Consider the following 14,559-nt stretch of genomic DNA (forward strand, 5'->3'; position numbering starts at 1 on the left):
CCTCGCTATTCACGACTACGACAACAACCCGCAAACTGTGGCAAAACGCTACGGGCCCGAAGTCCAGCTAGCCGATTTGTTCGATCGCGGGCGTCCCGGCGGGCGAGTCCTCACCCTCGACGGACACCCGCACCAAGGACAGCCCGTGATGCTGACGGAATTCGGCGGAATAGCCTGCGCCGGCCGCGAAAACCCAGATTATCTCAGGGTTTGGGGCTACGTGCGGGCTTCGGACACATCTGAATTGCGACACCGCTACAGCGCGTTGCTGAAAGTAGTAAATCGAGTGGAAATGTTCAGCGGATTTTGCTATACACAGTTGACCGATACTTTCCAAGAAGCTAACGGTTTGCTGTATGCCGATCGCACTCCCAAATTTCCCATAGAGGCGATCGCGGCGGCAACTCTCGGCTGGGATATTCCCTAATTGGGAATGGGTAATTGGTAATTGGTAATTGGTAATTGGTAATTGGTAATTGGTAATTGGGAATGGGTAATTGGTAATTGGTAATTGGTAATTGGTAATTGGTAATTGGTAATTGGTAATTGGTAATTGGTAATTGGTAATTGCCCGCAGTTCCAAGTTATTGGATATAGCAAGTCTCAATCATTTATGAACCTCTTCCCGATTCCTAATGCCCAATGCTTTTCGGCCCCATTCCCCATTCCTAATGCCCAATGCTTTTAGGCCCCATTCCCCATTCCCCATTCCCCATTCCCCATTCCCCATTCCCCATTCCCCATTCCCCATTACCTAATAATGTTTCAAAGTTTTTTCATGGGCGGATTTGAATGTTCCACCCACAAATTGCGATCGGGAAAACGCCTTGATGTCACAGTCGCCACCGGCCACGATAAATTTGCAGTCGCCGACTACCAACGCTTGCAAGAACAGGGCATTTACACAGTCCGCGAAGGCCTCCGCTGGCACTTAATTGAACAGTCGCCGGGAAAATACGATTTTTCCAGTTCCCTGCCAATTATCCGGGCCGCCCGCGACATGAAAATGCAGGTAATTTGGGATTTGTTTCACTACGGCTGGCCCGACGATATTGATATTTTCAGTCCCGAATTCGTGTCCCGGTTTGCTAAGATGGTGCGCGCTTTTATGCAAGTGCTGACTGAGGAAACCGACCAAACACCTTTTGTGACACCTGTCAATGAAATTTCATTTATTGCCTGGGCCGGCGGCGATGTCGCCTACATCAATCCTTTTGCTAAAGGACGCGGAGACGAGCTGAAAATCCAGTTGATCAAAGCGTCGATCGCAGCGATAGAATCAGTTTGGGAAGTCAATCCCCGCACCCGCATCGTTCAAATCGACCCGGTAATTAACATTATTGCCGATCCTGACAAACCGGAAGATAAAGACGTGGCGGAAGGTTATCGCTTATCTCAATATCAAGCTTGGGATATGTTGGCGGGACGCTTTCGCCCCGAACTTGGCGGCCAGGAAAAGTATCTCGATATTATTGGGGTGAATTATTACGATCGCAATCAGTGGATTCACAATGAAAATCCGATGAAATACACAGACAAGCTGTACCGCCCGTTTCGCGAACTGCTGCAAGAAGTGTTCGATCGCTACGGCCGCCCCTTATTCGTTGCAGAAACAGGTACTGAAGACGATTTTAGACCTGTGTGGTTGAATTATGTGTGCACGGAGGTAGCGGCGGCGATTAAAGCCGGAGTTCCGGTGGATGGAGTTTGTTTGTATCCGATTGTCAACCATCCGGGTTGGGATGACGATCGCCACTGCTACAATGGTCTTTGGGATTATTGCGATGAAAAGGGCGATCGAGAAATTTATCAGCCTTTGGCGGATGAATTGCAGTTTCAAAGGCAGCAGATTGAACCGTTGCTTAAGTGTTGAGACTCGGCGGTTGAAACCGCGTCTATACAAACGAAGTCCGCCTGCGCGGACTAAGAGTTAGAGCGGGTATTTAAGCCGGATTTGGGATTAGATATAAAAGGGCGATCGCTTTTGGCTGACGTTTATTATACAGACTTAATCCAAGGTCGAAGTTTGCCAGAATTAAGCCTTTCTATATATTTAAAAGTGCGATCGCACGCATCATACCAAATCATACTTAAATACCCCCTTTATTCTTCAGTCCGCGAAGGCGGACTTTGTTTGTGTAGACGCGGTTTCAACCGCCGAGTCTCAACAAAAATTGCGACTTTAGATAGGGGCGAATTCTCCCAGCACGAAGTTATACTCCTAACATCTATTAAAAACGCCCGCCCCAACAAAAATGCACTCCCAAATATTGCGAAAACCAGACGGCCGCCCACTGACACTCTACAGCCGCTACCCAATCCCAGAAGGTATCGCGGCCGTAAGTCCCAGCAATGAACCCGTACAAGCAAACCCGCACTTTCGCTGGCATCCTTTGCGCGGGGAATGGGTAGCATACGCCAGCCACCGTCAGGGAAGAACTTTCATGCCGCCGCCGGAATACAACCCGCTGGCTGCGACAATTAATCCCAAATTCCCGACAGAATTGCCACCTGGAGATTACGATGTAGCTGTTTTTGACAACCGCTTTCCCTCGATGACTTTTCAGGCAAAAAACGCACCTGCAAATATTGTCGAAACTTTGCCTGCTAAGGGCATTTGCGAAGTCGTTGTTTTCACTCAAGATCCGCTGGCTTCCCTCGGTTCTTTAGAATTATCTCACTTAGAATTGCTGTTAGAAGTATGGGCCGATCGCACTTCAGTTATCGGCAGCAATCCAGAAATTCAATACGTCTTGCCTTTTGAAAATCGCGGCGTCGAAGTCGGAGTAACTTTGCATCATCCCCACGGTCAAATTTACGCTTATCCCTTCGTGCCACCAGTCCCCGCGCGGATGTTAGAATGTCAGTCGGTTTACTATCAAAAAAACAGTTCCGGTTTGCTGCAAGATTTGATTCAAAAAGAGATTGCTGACAAACAGCGAATTCTTTATTTAGACTCCGAGGCGATCGCCTTTGTGCCCGCTTGCGCCCGCTACCCTTACGAAGTTTGGATTGCGCCGATAACTCCCGCTGCTACATTTATCGATTTGACGGAAAAACAGCGTCAATCCCTCGCTAAAGCCTTAAAAACAGTCACCCTTAAATACGACGGTTTGTGGCAGCGCCAATTCCCTTATTTGATGGCTTGGTTTCAAGGGCCGACAGACGGGAATCCGCATCCAGAGGCGCATTTGCACGCTGAATTTTATCCGCCCTATCGATCGAGCGATCGGCTAAAATATCTAGCAGGAACCGAACTCGCCGCCGGAATGTTTGCCAACGACGCATTACCTGAAGAAAAAGCCAAAGAATTGCAAGCAGTAGCTGTAAATCTATTTTAGATTTTAGATTTTAGATTTTAGAGATTTACCGTGGAGAGGGGCGGGTTTAGGAGACGAGCGTTTTTAGGCAATTATTGTTAGTAAACCCGCCCCTACAAGATTGCGGTTAATCGACCAGACATGATATTATATCCGTTACACAATCCGCTGCCGAACTTTCATCTATGATAAACTCATTAAATCCAGAAGTCGATCGCAAACTCGAATTCATCCGCAAAACCTTAACCGAAACCAGAGCGATCGCCCTGCGGTTGCGCGGCACCGACTGGTTTGCTTGGGCCACCGCTGGCGGTTCCAATACAGTATTGCTGACAGCAGAAACCGGAGTTGCAGAAATATTAATTACCGCCGAAAACGCTTTTGTGCTGACAGATGAAATCGAAGCTCAACGCTTGCAAGATGAAGAATTGCCCGACAACTTTCAAAAGCACATCTATCCTTGGGCAGATGTTGCACAGCGCGAAGCTTTTGTCAAAGAAATTACTGGTGGCGGTAACGTGATGTGCGATCGACCAATTCATCATAACGAAACTGCGATCGCCGCATCTTTACAGTCTCGCAAACAGACAATGATGTCAAGCGAATTAGAGCGGTATCGCCGAGTCGGACGTTTAGCCAGCGAAGCGATGACAGAGGTACTTTCGGCGGCAAAACCGACATGGACAGAATATCAGCTAGCGGGAGCAGGTGCAGAGGCATTGTGGGCGAGAGGCTTGCATCCAGCCCTGACATTAGTGGCTGGAGAAAGGCGTTTGCCGCTATACCGCCACGCCACCGCCACCGCCGAACAAATTGGGAAGCAAGCCATGTTAGTATTCTGCGCTAGGGGAAACGGTTTGTATGCAAATTTAACTCGATTTGTCTGTTTTGGTTCTCTAGAAAAACAGCATTCAGAATTGCACCGACAAGTTAGAGAAATTGAAGCCGCTGGCTTAGATTCGTGCCGCCCGGGAGTATCTATGAATGCGGTTTATGATACGCTGAAACAAGCTTACGAACAGCACGGATATCCTCAAGCAATTCGGGAACACCATCAAGGCGGAACTACTGGATATTTGGCGCGGGAAATTGTGGCTAATCCGGCTACTTCAGATATTTTGAGTGAAAATATAGCTGTAGCTTGGAATCCGAGTTTGTCGGGAGCAAAAATTGAGGATACGTTTGTAATTTCCAGCAGTGGAAAGTTGGAAAATTTGACATTCGATCCGAATTGGCCGAGTGTAGAAGTAGCGGGCAGGTTGCGCCCTGTGCCACTGGAAATCTAGTCGAAGGAAAGCGGATTTTGACACGGATACACAGATTGATCGTAGAGTTATATCAAATCCGGTGACATAGGAATTAATAATTACCCACAATCAGGACACGGCAGTGCCGTTTCCCTACAATTAATCGCGGTAGGGACACGGCACTGCCGTGTCCTCTTATACTCTCAATACAGGTCTTTCGGGATTTTCAGGATTGGGAACTAGACGCTGATTCTTGCAATCTACCAGCAAATCTAAAGTTTCTAACACAGTTTGACCGATTAGCACGATATCGCCTAAAACCATTGCTGCCTCTATCGTCTCGCGCCCTTCCAGTTCAATGATAATTGGTTCAGTCAATCCCACAGTTTCTTGTCTGCCGTCAGCATATTTGGCTATTTCTTGACTCCGAATTCTTAAACCGAGGTGTTCGCAGACTTCTAGGGGAATTGCTGTACGTACAGCACCAGTATCTATCAGTGCTTCTGCTTCGTACACGCGCAACAGATTGGGATTGAGCAATCCTCGACTGACTAAGGCTTCATCAATTGCATTCGTGAGCTTGACTTTGACTCGAACTGCGCCCATATTTTTGCTGATTTGATTTCGATCGCAATTTATCATAAAAATCGCCTCTCTTTCGTCTACAAAGTCTACCTTTGATTCTAGCTTGAAATTTGTGCAGCCACAGGTTTTAAGGGTACATCTCAATTTTGTAAGGGCGAAGCATTTCGGCAGACAATTTATTAGTAATAACCAGAGATTTACTGCCGAAATGCTTCGCCCCTACGAGTATATTTGCAAAAATGGGATGCTCCAGGTCTTAACCTGTAGGCTGCAACAACATTCGGCTAAATATGTCTAAAGACTATTCATCTTCAGCATAGATATACCGATACAATTCGCTCGGATCGGGTTCGGGGCTTTTCTCCGCAAACTCTACCGCATCATCAATTACAGCTTCGATCTTTTTGTCGATCGCCTTTAATTCCTCAGCAGTCGCCAAAGTGCGATCGATCAAATCAGCAGCCAACTTCTTAATCGGATCGCGCGGGAACCAATATTCCTTCTCTTCCTTAGAGCGCAATTCGTCAGGATCTGCCAAAGAATGTCCGCGAAAACGATAAGTCAAAGCCTCGATCACAGTCGGCCCTTCGCCGGCCCGCGCCCGCGCTACAGCTTCCTTCGCGACTTCCCGCACCGCCAAAACATCCATCCCGTCAACCTCAACTCCAGCCATGCCAAAAGCATGAGCTTTCTTGAAAATCATCGGGTCAGAAGTAGCTCGCTCGTGGGCCATGCCGATCGCCCATTTGTTGTTTTCCACAACATAAAGAATCGGCAATTTCCACAAAGCCGCCATGTTCAAACACTCGAAAAACTGCCCGTTATTTGCCGCACCATCGCCAAAAAAACAAGCAGTCACGCCATCGGAACTTTCATCTCCCAAAGCTTCGCGCCGGTACTTCGATTGAAAAGCCGCCCCCGTAGCTACAGGAATCCCCTCAGCCACAAAAGCATAGCCTCCCAACAGCCGATGTTCTGCCGAAAACATATGCATCGAACCGCCGCGGCCCTTCGAGCAACCGGTTTCCTTTCCGAACAACTCCGCCATTACTTCCCGCGCCGGTACGCCCGCGCTCAAAGCGTGAACGTGATCGCGGTAGGTGCTGCTGACGTAATCCGTACTATCGCGGCGCATCGATCGAATCACCCCAGTAGACACGGCTTCTTGGCCGTTGTACAAGTGGACAAAACCAAACATTTTGCCCCGGTAGTACATCTCAGCACACTTGTCCTCAAAAAAGCGCCCCAAAACCATATCCTCGTAGAGCATCAAGCCCTCATCCCGAGAAATAGTTACGCTTTGTGCGTCAAAAACTGGTAGAGTCCGTTCCATAAAAAATTAATACCCGATCGGCTGCCTAAACATCTAAATGTAAACCGACAGAGGACACAACCGCAGCATAAAATGGGCGAACATTTTCCCAGCAGCAGTTACAAGCATTGTTAAAATGAGCTTAGTATGGGAAATTTGCCAAAATAGGGAGAGCCAACTGCCACATCGACCCGCTGCGGTTGTGTCTAAAACTTAAGATCGGTCTTGTTCAAAGTGGGGCAGGATGCGAACCTCACTCTAAAACGCCGTAGAGGGAAACAGTCGGAGTACCTTGAAGGAAGTTCTCGATATCCTTAACAGGACTCAGAAGCTCACATCAAAATCATATTTTTGAGATTTGATGTGAGAGCATCACCTAAGATAGGCTAATTCAGTTGCTAGCGCTTTGGGGAAGTGGACAGTGCTCATTCCACTAGATTACTACCGTATTTTGGGTCTACCGATTCAAGCTACTGCCGAACAGTTGCAGCAGGCTCACCGCGATCGCACTTTACAGCTTCCACGCCGGGAGTATTCCGAAGTTGCGATCGTCGCCCGCAAACAACTGATCGATGAAGCCTGCGCCGTTCTGTCAGACTCAGACGGGCGCAAAGCTTATGATGTCAGTTTTTTAGCCAAAACTTACGATCGAGAGTCGGAAGCAGCCATGGCGGCCAAGCAGAGGTCGAAAACCTCTACTGGGCCGGCCACAGTCCTGCAAGATGCAGGAGAAACCGTTGCGGCAGAGTCTAAGGCTTTAGACGCTGCTCCTGACCCCCACACTCCAAGTATTGAAATCGATGACAACCAATTCGTAGGAGCCCTGCTCGTACTGCAAGAACTGGGGGAATACGAACTCGTACAGAAGCTGGGGCGCCCGTATCTCAACAATGGCAGCATCGCGATCGACGAAGGCCGCTTCGGCGACCCGCAGCTCGTGCGGCCCGATATCGTTTTAACCGTAGCCCTGGCCTGCCTAGAACTCGGCCGCGAACAGTGGCAGCAAGGTCAATACCAAAATGCGGCAAAATCACTAGACGCAGGTCAAGAACTGCTGCTGCGCGAAAGCTTATTTCCAAGCGTGAGGGGTGAAATGCAAACCGATATATACAAACTCCGTCCGTACAACATTTTAGAATTACTATCGCTCCCCGAAGAAAAAGTCTCCGAGCGCCGCCAGGGACTGCAAATCCTGCGAGAAATGCTGGAGGAACGGGGCGGCATCGATGGCTCGGGGGACGATCGATCGGGTTTAGGAATAGAAGACTTCCTCCGCTTCGTCCAGCAACTCCGCAAACACCTAACCAGTAGCGAGCAGCAGACCCTATTTGAAGCTGAAGCCGGCCGCCCCTCCGCAGTGGCCACTTACCTCTCGGTCTACACTCTGTTAGCCCAAGGATTTGCCGCCAGACAGCCTTCGATGATCCGCCGCGCCAAGCTGATGCTGATGCAGCTCGGCCGCCGCCAAGACGTTCACCTCGAAAAAGCTGTGTGTTCGCTGCTGCTGGGCCAGACAGAAGAAGCCAGCAGATCTCTCGAACTCAGTTCGGAAAAAGAACCCCTCGCGTTCATTCGCGAACATTCCCAAGATTCTCCCGATTTGTTGCCAGGACTCTGCTTGTACGCCGAACACTGGCTGCAAGAAGAAGTGTTTCCTCACTTCCGCGACTTGGCAAACCAGTCAGTCTCTTTGAAAGATTATTTTGCCGATCCGAAAGTCCAAGCTTACCTAGAAGCTTTGCCCTCGGATGCCGAAACCGCCAACGAATGGGTCGTCGTGCAACCGAGATCGGGCAAACCTCAGGGGAAACTGCAACCAGCGGGCGATCGCCCGCCTGCACCTCCACAGCCTCCCGCAGCCAAACAGGCAGCCAGTAGTCTCACCTTGACCCCCGTACCGACTGACAGATCCAGCGCAGCTTCAGCGCCGAAATATCAGGCAACGGCGGCAGGAATTGGGGCTGCGGCGGCCGTCTCTCTCCCGACAGCTACGGCGGGACGGCCTGCGGCCTCGACCTCCAAACCGCGCAGGAACCCGAGTTCGAGCCGGCGCAGCGGAGCGATCGGCCAGGGGTTAACAGGTTCTTTTGCCGATCGGGCGCGCACCCTAGCAGCCCAAATTGGGGCCCAAGTCAAGTCCCTGCCACCAAACAAGCTGGCTCTGCTTGTCGTCGCAGCCGTCCTGAGCCTGTTAATTCTGTGGTTAATACTCAGTCTGTTTTTGAGTGCCTTGCAAGCCCTCTCAGGCCCATCTCTCCAAGGAGAACAAGCCCGCGTCAGCCTCGATGCACCGCCCATAGAAATCCCCGCACTAGCCCCTGCCCCAGAGCCTGGCGCCCCCGCCCCCGCCCCAGTGTCGGGAGCAATGACGGAAGAAGGAGCCAAACAAATAGTTCAAGACTGGCTGTCGGCGAAAGCAGCGGCTTTGGGCCCCAATCACGCTGTCGAAGAATTACAGAAAGTTCTCACAGAACCGGCTTTGTCTCGCTGGCAATTGATGGCAGATGCCCAACAGAAAAACAACGCCCACCAGCGTTACGTGCACAAGCTAGAAGTTAAAGGAGTTAAGACAAATCCGACTAATCCCGATCGCGCCGAAGTAGAAGCCCAAGTCAGCGAAAAAGCCGAAACCTTCGATCGCGAACAGTTAGTTACTTCCCGCAACGAAAACCTCCGCATTCGCTACGACTTGATCCGCCAAGAGGGACAATGGCGGATTATGGATTGGCAAGTGATGAAGTAGGGAATTGGGCATTGGGCATTGGACATTGGGCATTGGGTGTCCCAAGTAACGGAGGAGACGGCAATGCCGTTTCCCTACTCCAAAATGATCGATTATCCTCGGGCGAGGAGGAGACGGCAATGCCGTTTCCCTACCACGATTAATTGTAGGGAAACGGCACTGCCGTTTCCTGATTTTGGGTAATATTAAATCCGTTTGCATCGGAATGATCTAAACGGAGGAGACGGAGGAGACGGCAGTGCCGTGTCCCTACGATCAATTGTAGGGACACGGCACTGCCGTCTCCTCTATATTATTCCGGTGCAGCCGGAATTGATATGATATTACATCCCGTACATTGCTCGTTAGCCGAACTTTCTTCTGCTAGAATTTTAAATTCTTAGATCGGAGTTTTGAATTGCAAATTATTGTTGAATGCTGGCGTTTTATTTGTCATTCCTATTGCGTATTCAATCAATTTCAACTATTAGAAATGCTCGTAGGCGTAAGCCGGGGCGTAAGCCATCGCCCTCCAGGACAAATTGAGCTTTTTCACCGGGATATGCCCTACGTAGACGCAGCTTGGGAGACGAAAGTTAGTTTGTTCGATCGCCCAAATGACAGATTGCTCCGCAGCATTCCGAACCCTGGGGAAAATCAGTCAGCCGACGTGACGCTGCGAATGCACTGCCCGTGGGACTTTTCAGCATCCAGCAGCACCGAAACTTGGGTATTTGCAGCCACAGAATGGGGGATTATTACGAGTACAGTATTGCAGGCGATCGGCGTTAGGTCGATCGCCCAAACTCCGGTTAATTCAGAAGTAAAAATTATTACACCTTCGGCGTGGTCAAAAGCGGGCTTAATTCGTAGCGGAGTTGAGGGCGATCGAATTGCGGTTGTACCTTTGGGAGTCGATCCTCATATTTATTATCCTGTTTCGGGCGATCGGCGTCAATTGCTGCGCGAAAGCTTCGGTTGGTCAAACTATTTTATATTTTTAAACATCGGAGGACAAACCGATCGCAAAGGGATTCGTCCTTTATTAAAAGCCTTCGCGGCGGTAGTTGACAAATATCCAGATGCGAGATTAGTTTTGAAAGGTTCAGAATTGCTTTATCCGTCTAGAGACGAGATTGCTGAAGCCTGCCGAGTTGTGCTCAACGATGCTGAAAGAGCGAGGGTTTTACCGAGATTAATTTATACTGGGAGCCAGCTATCTTTTGCTCAAATAGCGGAGATTTACCAAGCAGCAGATGTTTATGTTTCTGCTTATTTGGCGGAAGGTTTTAATCTGCCGGTGTTGGAAGCTGTGGCTTGCGGTTTGCCGGTGATTTGTACGGAGGGCGGGCCGACTGATGATTTTACTCGATCGGACTTTGCACTGCGAATCGAGAGTAAATTGACGGCTGTGGTAATTGAGGGAGAAACCTTATTTATGTTAGCTCCGGAGTGGGAACATTTGACTGATTTGATGCAGCGGGCGATCGAGCAGCCTGGAATTGCCGCGAGAGCTCGGGTTGCGGACCCGGGTTTTGTGGCTGATAATTTTAGTTGGGGGCGATCGGTCGATCGGCTACTTGAGGTTATGGGAGGGGATAAAAGGAGTGAGGAGAAGTCTATTTTTGAGCCAATAATTTTGTAATTTGGGCGTTTCAAGCCCTAGATGGGGAAATAGGTATTTTCCGGCGTAAATGACATAATTGAACAGCTTCGGCATGGAGGAACCCCTGGTTTCAATCCCTGATAGGGTTTTAGGTATTTTCCGGCTCACGCATAAGATATACCAATTTAGATAAGATATCCTGTTTCAATCCCTGATAGGGTTTTAGGTATTTTCCGGCACAAGGTTTTGGTTCCTTACACCTACCCGATAGGTATGTTTCAATCCCTGATAGGGTTTTAGGTATTTTCCGGCAAGGTAAGCGTTTTTGGCTTTACGTTGGTTTACCCGAGTTTCAATCCCTGATAGGGTTTTAGGTATTTTCCGGCTCTGAGCAGTTTTGTTGAGCGAGAATTCATTGATTGTTTCAATCCCTGATAGGGTTTTAGGTATTTTCCGGCCTTCCCCTGACGAAAGATCCCAGCCTGGCACTCAGTTTCAATCCCTGATAGGGTTTTAGGTATTTTCCGGCTTTAATTTAGGTAGGTAAATATGCCGATTGCTTTGTTTCAATCCCTGATAGGGTTTTAGGTATTTTCCGGCCAGGGAGGGAATCAGTTCCTCGCTTCGATCGGACGGTTGTTTCAATCCCTGATAGGGTTTTAGGTATTTTCCGGCTTTAACACAGCAAAGAATTGATGTCAACAAACAAGTTTCAATCCCTGATAGGGTTTTAGGTATTTTCCGGCTCATGAGCCGACCTCGGCTTTGGGCAGCTCCTGTGACCAAACCAAGTTTCAATCCCTGATAGGGTTTTAGGTATTTTCCGGCGAAAAAATCGATGTCTTTGTCTCTCTGTGCAAAGTTTCAATCCCTGATAGGGTTTTAGGTATTTTCCGGCCCTGATGTGTTGTTGAAAAAGATTGTGTTCTGAACGGTGTTTCAATCCCTGATAGGGTTTTAGGTATTTTCCGGCACCGAAGATCCGTCTCTACATCCGCGACGAGAATGTTTCAATCCCTGATAGGGTTTTAGGTATTTTCCGGCTCAGAATTGTTGATTCAATTAAATGCTGAGCAATTAAATCGTTTCAATCCCTGATAGGGTTTTAGGTATTTTCCGGCTTAGGGAGAAGGAAGTCGTTCCTTTGGAAGCACTGATCGTTTCAATCCCTGATAGGGTTTTAGGTATTTTCCGGCAAAAGGGCCATCCCAAAGAGCAAAACTCAAAGAGTTTCAATCCCTGATAGGGTTTTAGGTATTTTCCGGCTCAAAGAATACGCCCGCTGTTGTTTGAATAGCTATTCTGTTTCAATCCCTGATAGGGTTTTAGGTATTTTCCGGCGCTTAGGAATTACAATATGCCGTCCCTTTGGTTTGTTTCAATCCCTGATAGGGTTTTAGGTATTTTCCGGCTTAAGTTGAGCAAAAGCCAAAACTGGCTCTTTGGCTACGTTTCAATCCCTGATAGGGTTTTAGGTATTTTCCGGCCGCCCGCTCCAGAAGCCTTGGTGTATTTGGTTTTCAAGGTGCAGTTCCGTGAATCTAAAACAAAAGTACCATTCCAGCCCTAGGCTTGTCAATCCCCAATTTTTCATACTCACCCCAAAGACGTTATCCTGTAAAGCTTTCAGATTTTCCGTGAATCGTTTTTTGAGACTAGGGGCATCAAACTCTTGCTGCACATCAGTTTCAGCCAAAAAATTTGATACCCCTATTTTAACACCTACTGGTTCACGGAAACTAGGCAAAAAATATTGTGCGATCGGCAGGAACAACCCCACCAATACGTTCAATCTTACCCTGACAGCACGCGCACAGCGGAAAAAACATAATACTGTCTTCGTTTGGTTTGATGACTTTGTTCAGGCGCGATCGCAATTTAGCGTATTGCGTCTCAGTCAAATCGGCACACTCGAATACACTGTACTGCATCCACTGCCCATAAGACTTCAGCATTTTGTGAATCTTTGTCCGGCGCTTGTCTTCCGAAATATCGTAAGAAATCAGAATGTGCATATCTAGTACAAAACTAAAGGTGGATATTTGTCAATCTCGCCCATCAAATATTTCGCCAACAGCCGCCCCTGAATCTCAAAAGCCTCTCGATAAGTGCACTTGCGTTTCAAAACCGGATGCTTAAACTCAGACTGCTTTTTCTTTTCATACAACCTCAAAAACTCTTTCCGTCCCGTTTCCGACAGTCGCATCACATTACTCAGCGGTTCCACAGTAAAATCATTCGGCGTCAGAATCCGGCGGTTAATCGCGTTGAGAATTACACTGTCAGCCACCAACGGGCGGAACTCTTCCATCAAATCAAACGCTAAACCCACGCGGCCGTAGCGCTGGGTATGAAGGTATCCTAAATAAGGGTCAAATCCCACAATATTAATCGCGCTTTGGACATCGTGACGTAGCAACGTGTAAGCAAAATTCATCAAAGAATTCACTGCATCGGTAGCAGGGCGGTGTCGCGGTTTAAACACAAAGCCTTCCGCCCGAATTAATTGGTTGAAAACTCCGAAATACGCCGCACTCCCAGCACCTTCGTGTCCGCGCAAAGAGTTAATGTTGTCAGTTTTGTCAAGTTTCGCGATCGCATTTGAAATCTGCATAATTGCCGAACTTAAATTTAGTTCCGAATGTTCCCGCTGAGTTTGAGATAAACTGGTGCGATAGTTCTTCAATTTTCCCCGAATAAAACCCTGGACAACATGAATAGCTTGCGGAGTTTCCCCCGCCGCTTTCCACTGAGCATTCCGAACGAAAATGTTTTTACTTAATTCCGGTTCCAGCTTACCCAAATAGTGACCAGTATCGGTGATAAAAGTCAGAGGAATTTTCCGCTGAAGCAATTCTGCAACCGCAGCCGGGGAAATAGTCGCCCGTCCCACAATCACCACTCCATCTAAATGAATCAAAGGCACATCCTGTAACGTTTGATTTTTTGCCTTGACATTGAGGCGTTCATCTGTTTTCCCGATAAACACATCATCTTGATTGATATAAAGTGTTCCCATGATTGACTCCAAAAAATGAGGTTTAATTAGCTTCTTGATAGCGCAGAACTCTCTCAGCAGCTTGAGGCAAACATTGCTGATAAAGGCTGCAACCTTGACAGCGTTTGCTATAATGTGCTGGAGGAATTTTGCCAGTTTGCAGTAAAATTTGGATAGCGTTGATAGTTGCGATCGTCTCCTGTCTCAATCCCTCAGAAATCTCGACTAACTGCCGCTGATGTGACTGCGCGTAATACACATATCCAGTCGCAATACTTTTCCCCGTCATCTCCTCCAAACAAAGGGCTTGAGCGCAAACTTGCAACTCATCGTTATCCCATTCCCCCTTCCGCCCGCGCTTGTACTCAACGGGGTACAACTCACCATCCGTTGATTCAATCAAATCCGATTTTCCAATCAGCATATACCTTTCAGACTTGAGCCAAATCGCCCGCACCTGCCAAGTCTCATCGCGGTTGATTTGACTGAGAGTGTGAACGCGATCGTGCAAACTCGTCCCTTCGATGGTATACTGGTTATCTGTGAATTCTCCCGCGCAAGACATTCGCCAACAGCGGTGGGGACAGTAAGAGTATTGGTTCAAAAGTGCGATCGAAATGTAATCAAAATCGTTCATAATTTTGATAGTTTGTAGGAGATTAGTAATTGAAATTAGCAACAGGCAAGATGCCTGTTCCACAAGAGTTTAGTGTTATTGTGGGGTGGGCATCTTGCCCGCCCTCAAAATTGGGAATTAGCAACAGGCAAG

Annotated in this window: 12 protein-coding genes, 1 pseudogene and 1 CRISPR repeat array; of the genes and pseudogenes, 7 read left to right on the plus strand and 6 right to left on the minus strand. The window is 48.3% G+C overall.

The annotated features are described in order from the left end of the window. A pseudogene (locus JGK20_RS18860) lies at nt 1–427 on the plus strand (glycoside hydrolase family 2); the annotation flags it as partial. On the opposite strand, the gene JGK20_RS18865 reads toward JGK20_RS18860, so the two are convergent. Then, the gene (locus JGK20_RS18865; protein ID WP_293231716.1) at nt 424–600 is read right to left on the minus strand and encodes a hypothetical protein; all 177 of its coding nucleotides are present in this window, start codon (nt 598–600) and stop codon (nt 424–426) included. The pseudogene JGK20_RS18860 and the gene JGK20_RS18865 overlap by 4 nt on opposite strands. A 178-nt stretch (nt 601–778) precedes the next feature. Between JGK20_RS18865 and JGK20_RS18870 the strand changes: the two genes are divergently transcribed. The 3 genes from JGK20_RS18870 to JGK20_RS18880 all read left to right on the plus strand — a co-directional run bounded on the left by JGK20_RS18870 (nt 779) and on the right by JGK20_RS18880 (nt 4,606). Continuing rightward, complete coding sequence (locus JGK20_RS18870; protein WP_293231718.1) at nt 779–1,873, plus strand: beta-glucosidase; 1,095 nt, start codon at nt 779–781, stop codon at nt 1,871–1,873. Between the two features lie 382 nt (nt 1,874–2,255). Beyond that, nucleotides 2,256–3,341 (plus strand): galactose-1-phosphate uridylyltransferase, encoded by a 1,086-nt coding sequence (gene galT, locus JGK20_RS18875; protein WP_293231720.1) that lies wholly within the window; start codon nt 2,256–2,258, stop codon nt 3,339–3,341. Between the two features lie 164 nt (nt 3,342–3,505). After that, the gene (locus JGK20_RS18880; RefSeq protein WP_293231722.1) at nt 3,506–4,606 is read left to right on the plus strand and encodes a M24 family metallopeptidase; all 1,101 of its coding nucleotides are present in this window, start codon (nt 3,506–3,508) and stop codon (nt 4,604–4,606) included. Between the two features lie 156 nt (nt 4,607–4,762). On the opposite strand, the gene JGK20_RS18885 is transcribed toward JGK20_RS18880, so the two are convergent. Together JGK20_RS18885 and pdhA are read right to left on the minus strand one after the other, a co-directional pair. After that, nucleotides 4,763–5,209 carry a clan AA aspartic protease gene (locus JGK20_RS18885; protein ID WP_293231724.1) on the minus strand — a complete coding sequence of 149 codons (447 nt, stop codon included), beginning with the start codon at nt 5,207–5,209 and terminating at the stop codon, nt 4,763–4,765. A gap of 244 nt (nt 5,210–5,453) precedes the next feature. Further along, nucleotides 5,454–6,485 (minus strand): pyruvate dehydrogenase (acetyl-transferring) E1 component subunit alpha, encoded by a 1,032-nt coding sequence (gene pdhA, locus JGK20_RS18890; RefSeq protein ID WP_293212274.1) that lies wholly within the window; start codon nt 6,483–6,485, stop codon nt 5,454–5,456. Nucleotides 6,486–6,885: 400 nt separating this feature from the next. On the opposite strand from pdhA, the gene JGK20_RS18895 reads away from it, so the two are divergent. From JGK20_RS18895 to JGK20_RS18905, 3 genes are all read left to right on the plus strand, one after another. After that, nucleotides 6,886–9,207, plus strand: a complete 2,322-nt coding sequence (locus tag JGK20_RS18895; protein WP_293231726.1) for an IMS domain-containing protein — start codon at nt 6,886–6,888, stop codon at nt 9,205–9,207. Next, on the plus strand, nt 9,174–9,350 hold the full coding sequence (locus tag JGK20_RS18900) for a hypothetical protein (RefSeq protein WP_293182277.1): 177 nt from the start codon (nt 9,174–9,176) through the stop codon (nt 9,348–9,350). Before JGK20_RS18895 ends, JGK20_RS18900 begins: the two co-directional genes overlap by 34 nt. A 329-nt stretch (nt 9,351–9,679) precedes the next feature. Beyond that, entirely contained in the window at nt 9,680–10,831 is a 1,152-nt protein-coding gene (locus JGK20_RS18905) for a glycosyltransferase family 4 protein (RefSeq protein WP_293231728.1), read from the plus strand. 8 nt (nt 10,832–10,839) lie between these two features. After that, nucleotides 10,840–12,279: direct repeats of the CRISPR family, unit length 37 nt; unit sequence GTTTCAATCCCTGATAGGGTTTTAGGTATTTTCCGGC. 252 nt (nt 12,280–12,531) lie between these two features. Here JGK20_RS18905 and cas2 read toward each other — a convergent pair. Genes cas2 through cas4 form a run of 3 tightly spaced genes read right to left on the minus strand, consistent with a single transcriptional unit; the run spans nt 12,532 to nt 14,427 of the window. Then, a complete protein-coding gene (cas2, locus tag JGK20_RS18910; RefSeq protein ID WP_096830500.1) occupies nt 12,532–12,807 on the minus strand; it encodes a CRISPR-associated endonuclease Cas2 in 276 nt (91 codons plus the stop codon). A gap of 2 nt (nt 12,808–12,809) precedes the next feature. Beyond that, nucleotides 12,810–13,811, minus strand: coding sequence for a type I-D CRISPR-associated endonuclease Cas1d (gene cas1d / locus JGK20_RS18915; RefSeq protein ID WP_293231730.1), 1,002 nt, complete (start codon nt 13,809–13,811; stop codon nt 12,810–12,812). Between the two features lie 22 nt (nt 13,812–13,833). Then, entirely contained in the window at nt 13,834–14,427 is a 594-nt protein-coding gene (gene cas4, locus JGK20_RS18920; RefSeq protein ID WP_293231732.1) for a CRISPR-associated protein Cas4, read from the minus strand. Nucleotides 14,428–14,559 lie beyond the last annotated feature (132 nt).

The organism is Microcoleus sp. PH2017_05_CCC_O_A (genome assembly GCF_020738785.1).
Classification (GTDB): Bacteria; Cyanobacteriota; Cyanobacteriia; order Cyanobacteriales; family Microcoleaceae; genus Microcoleus.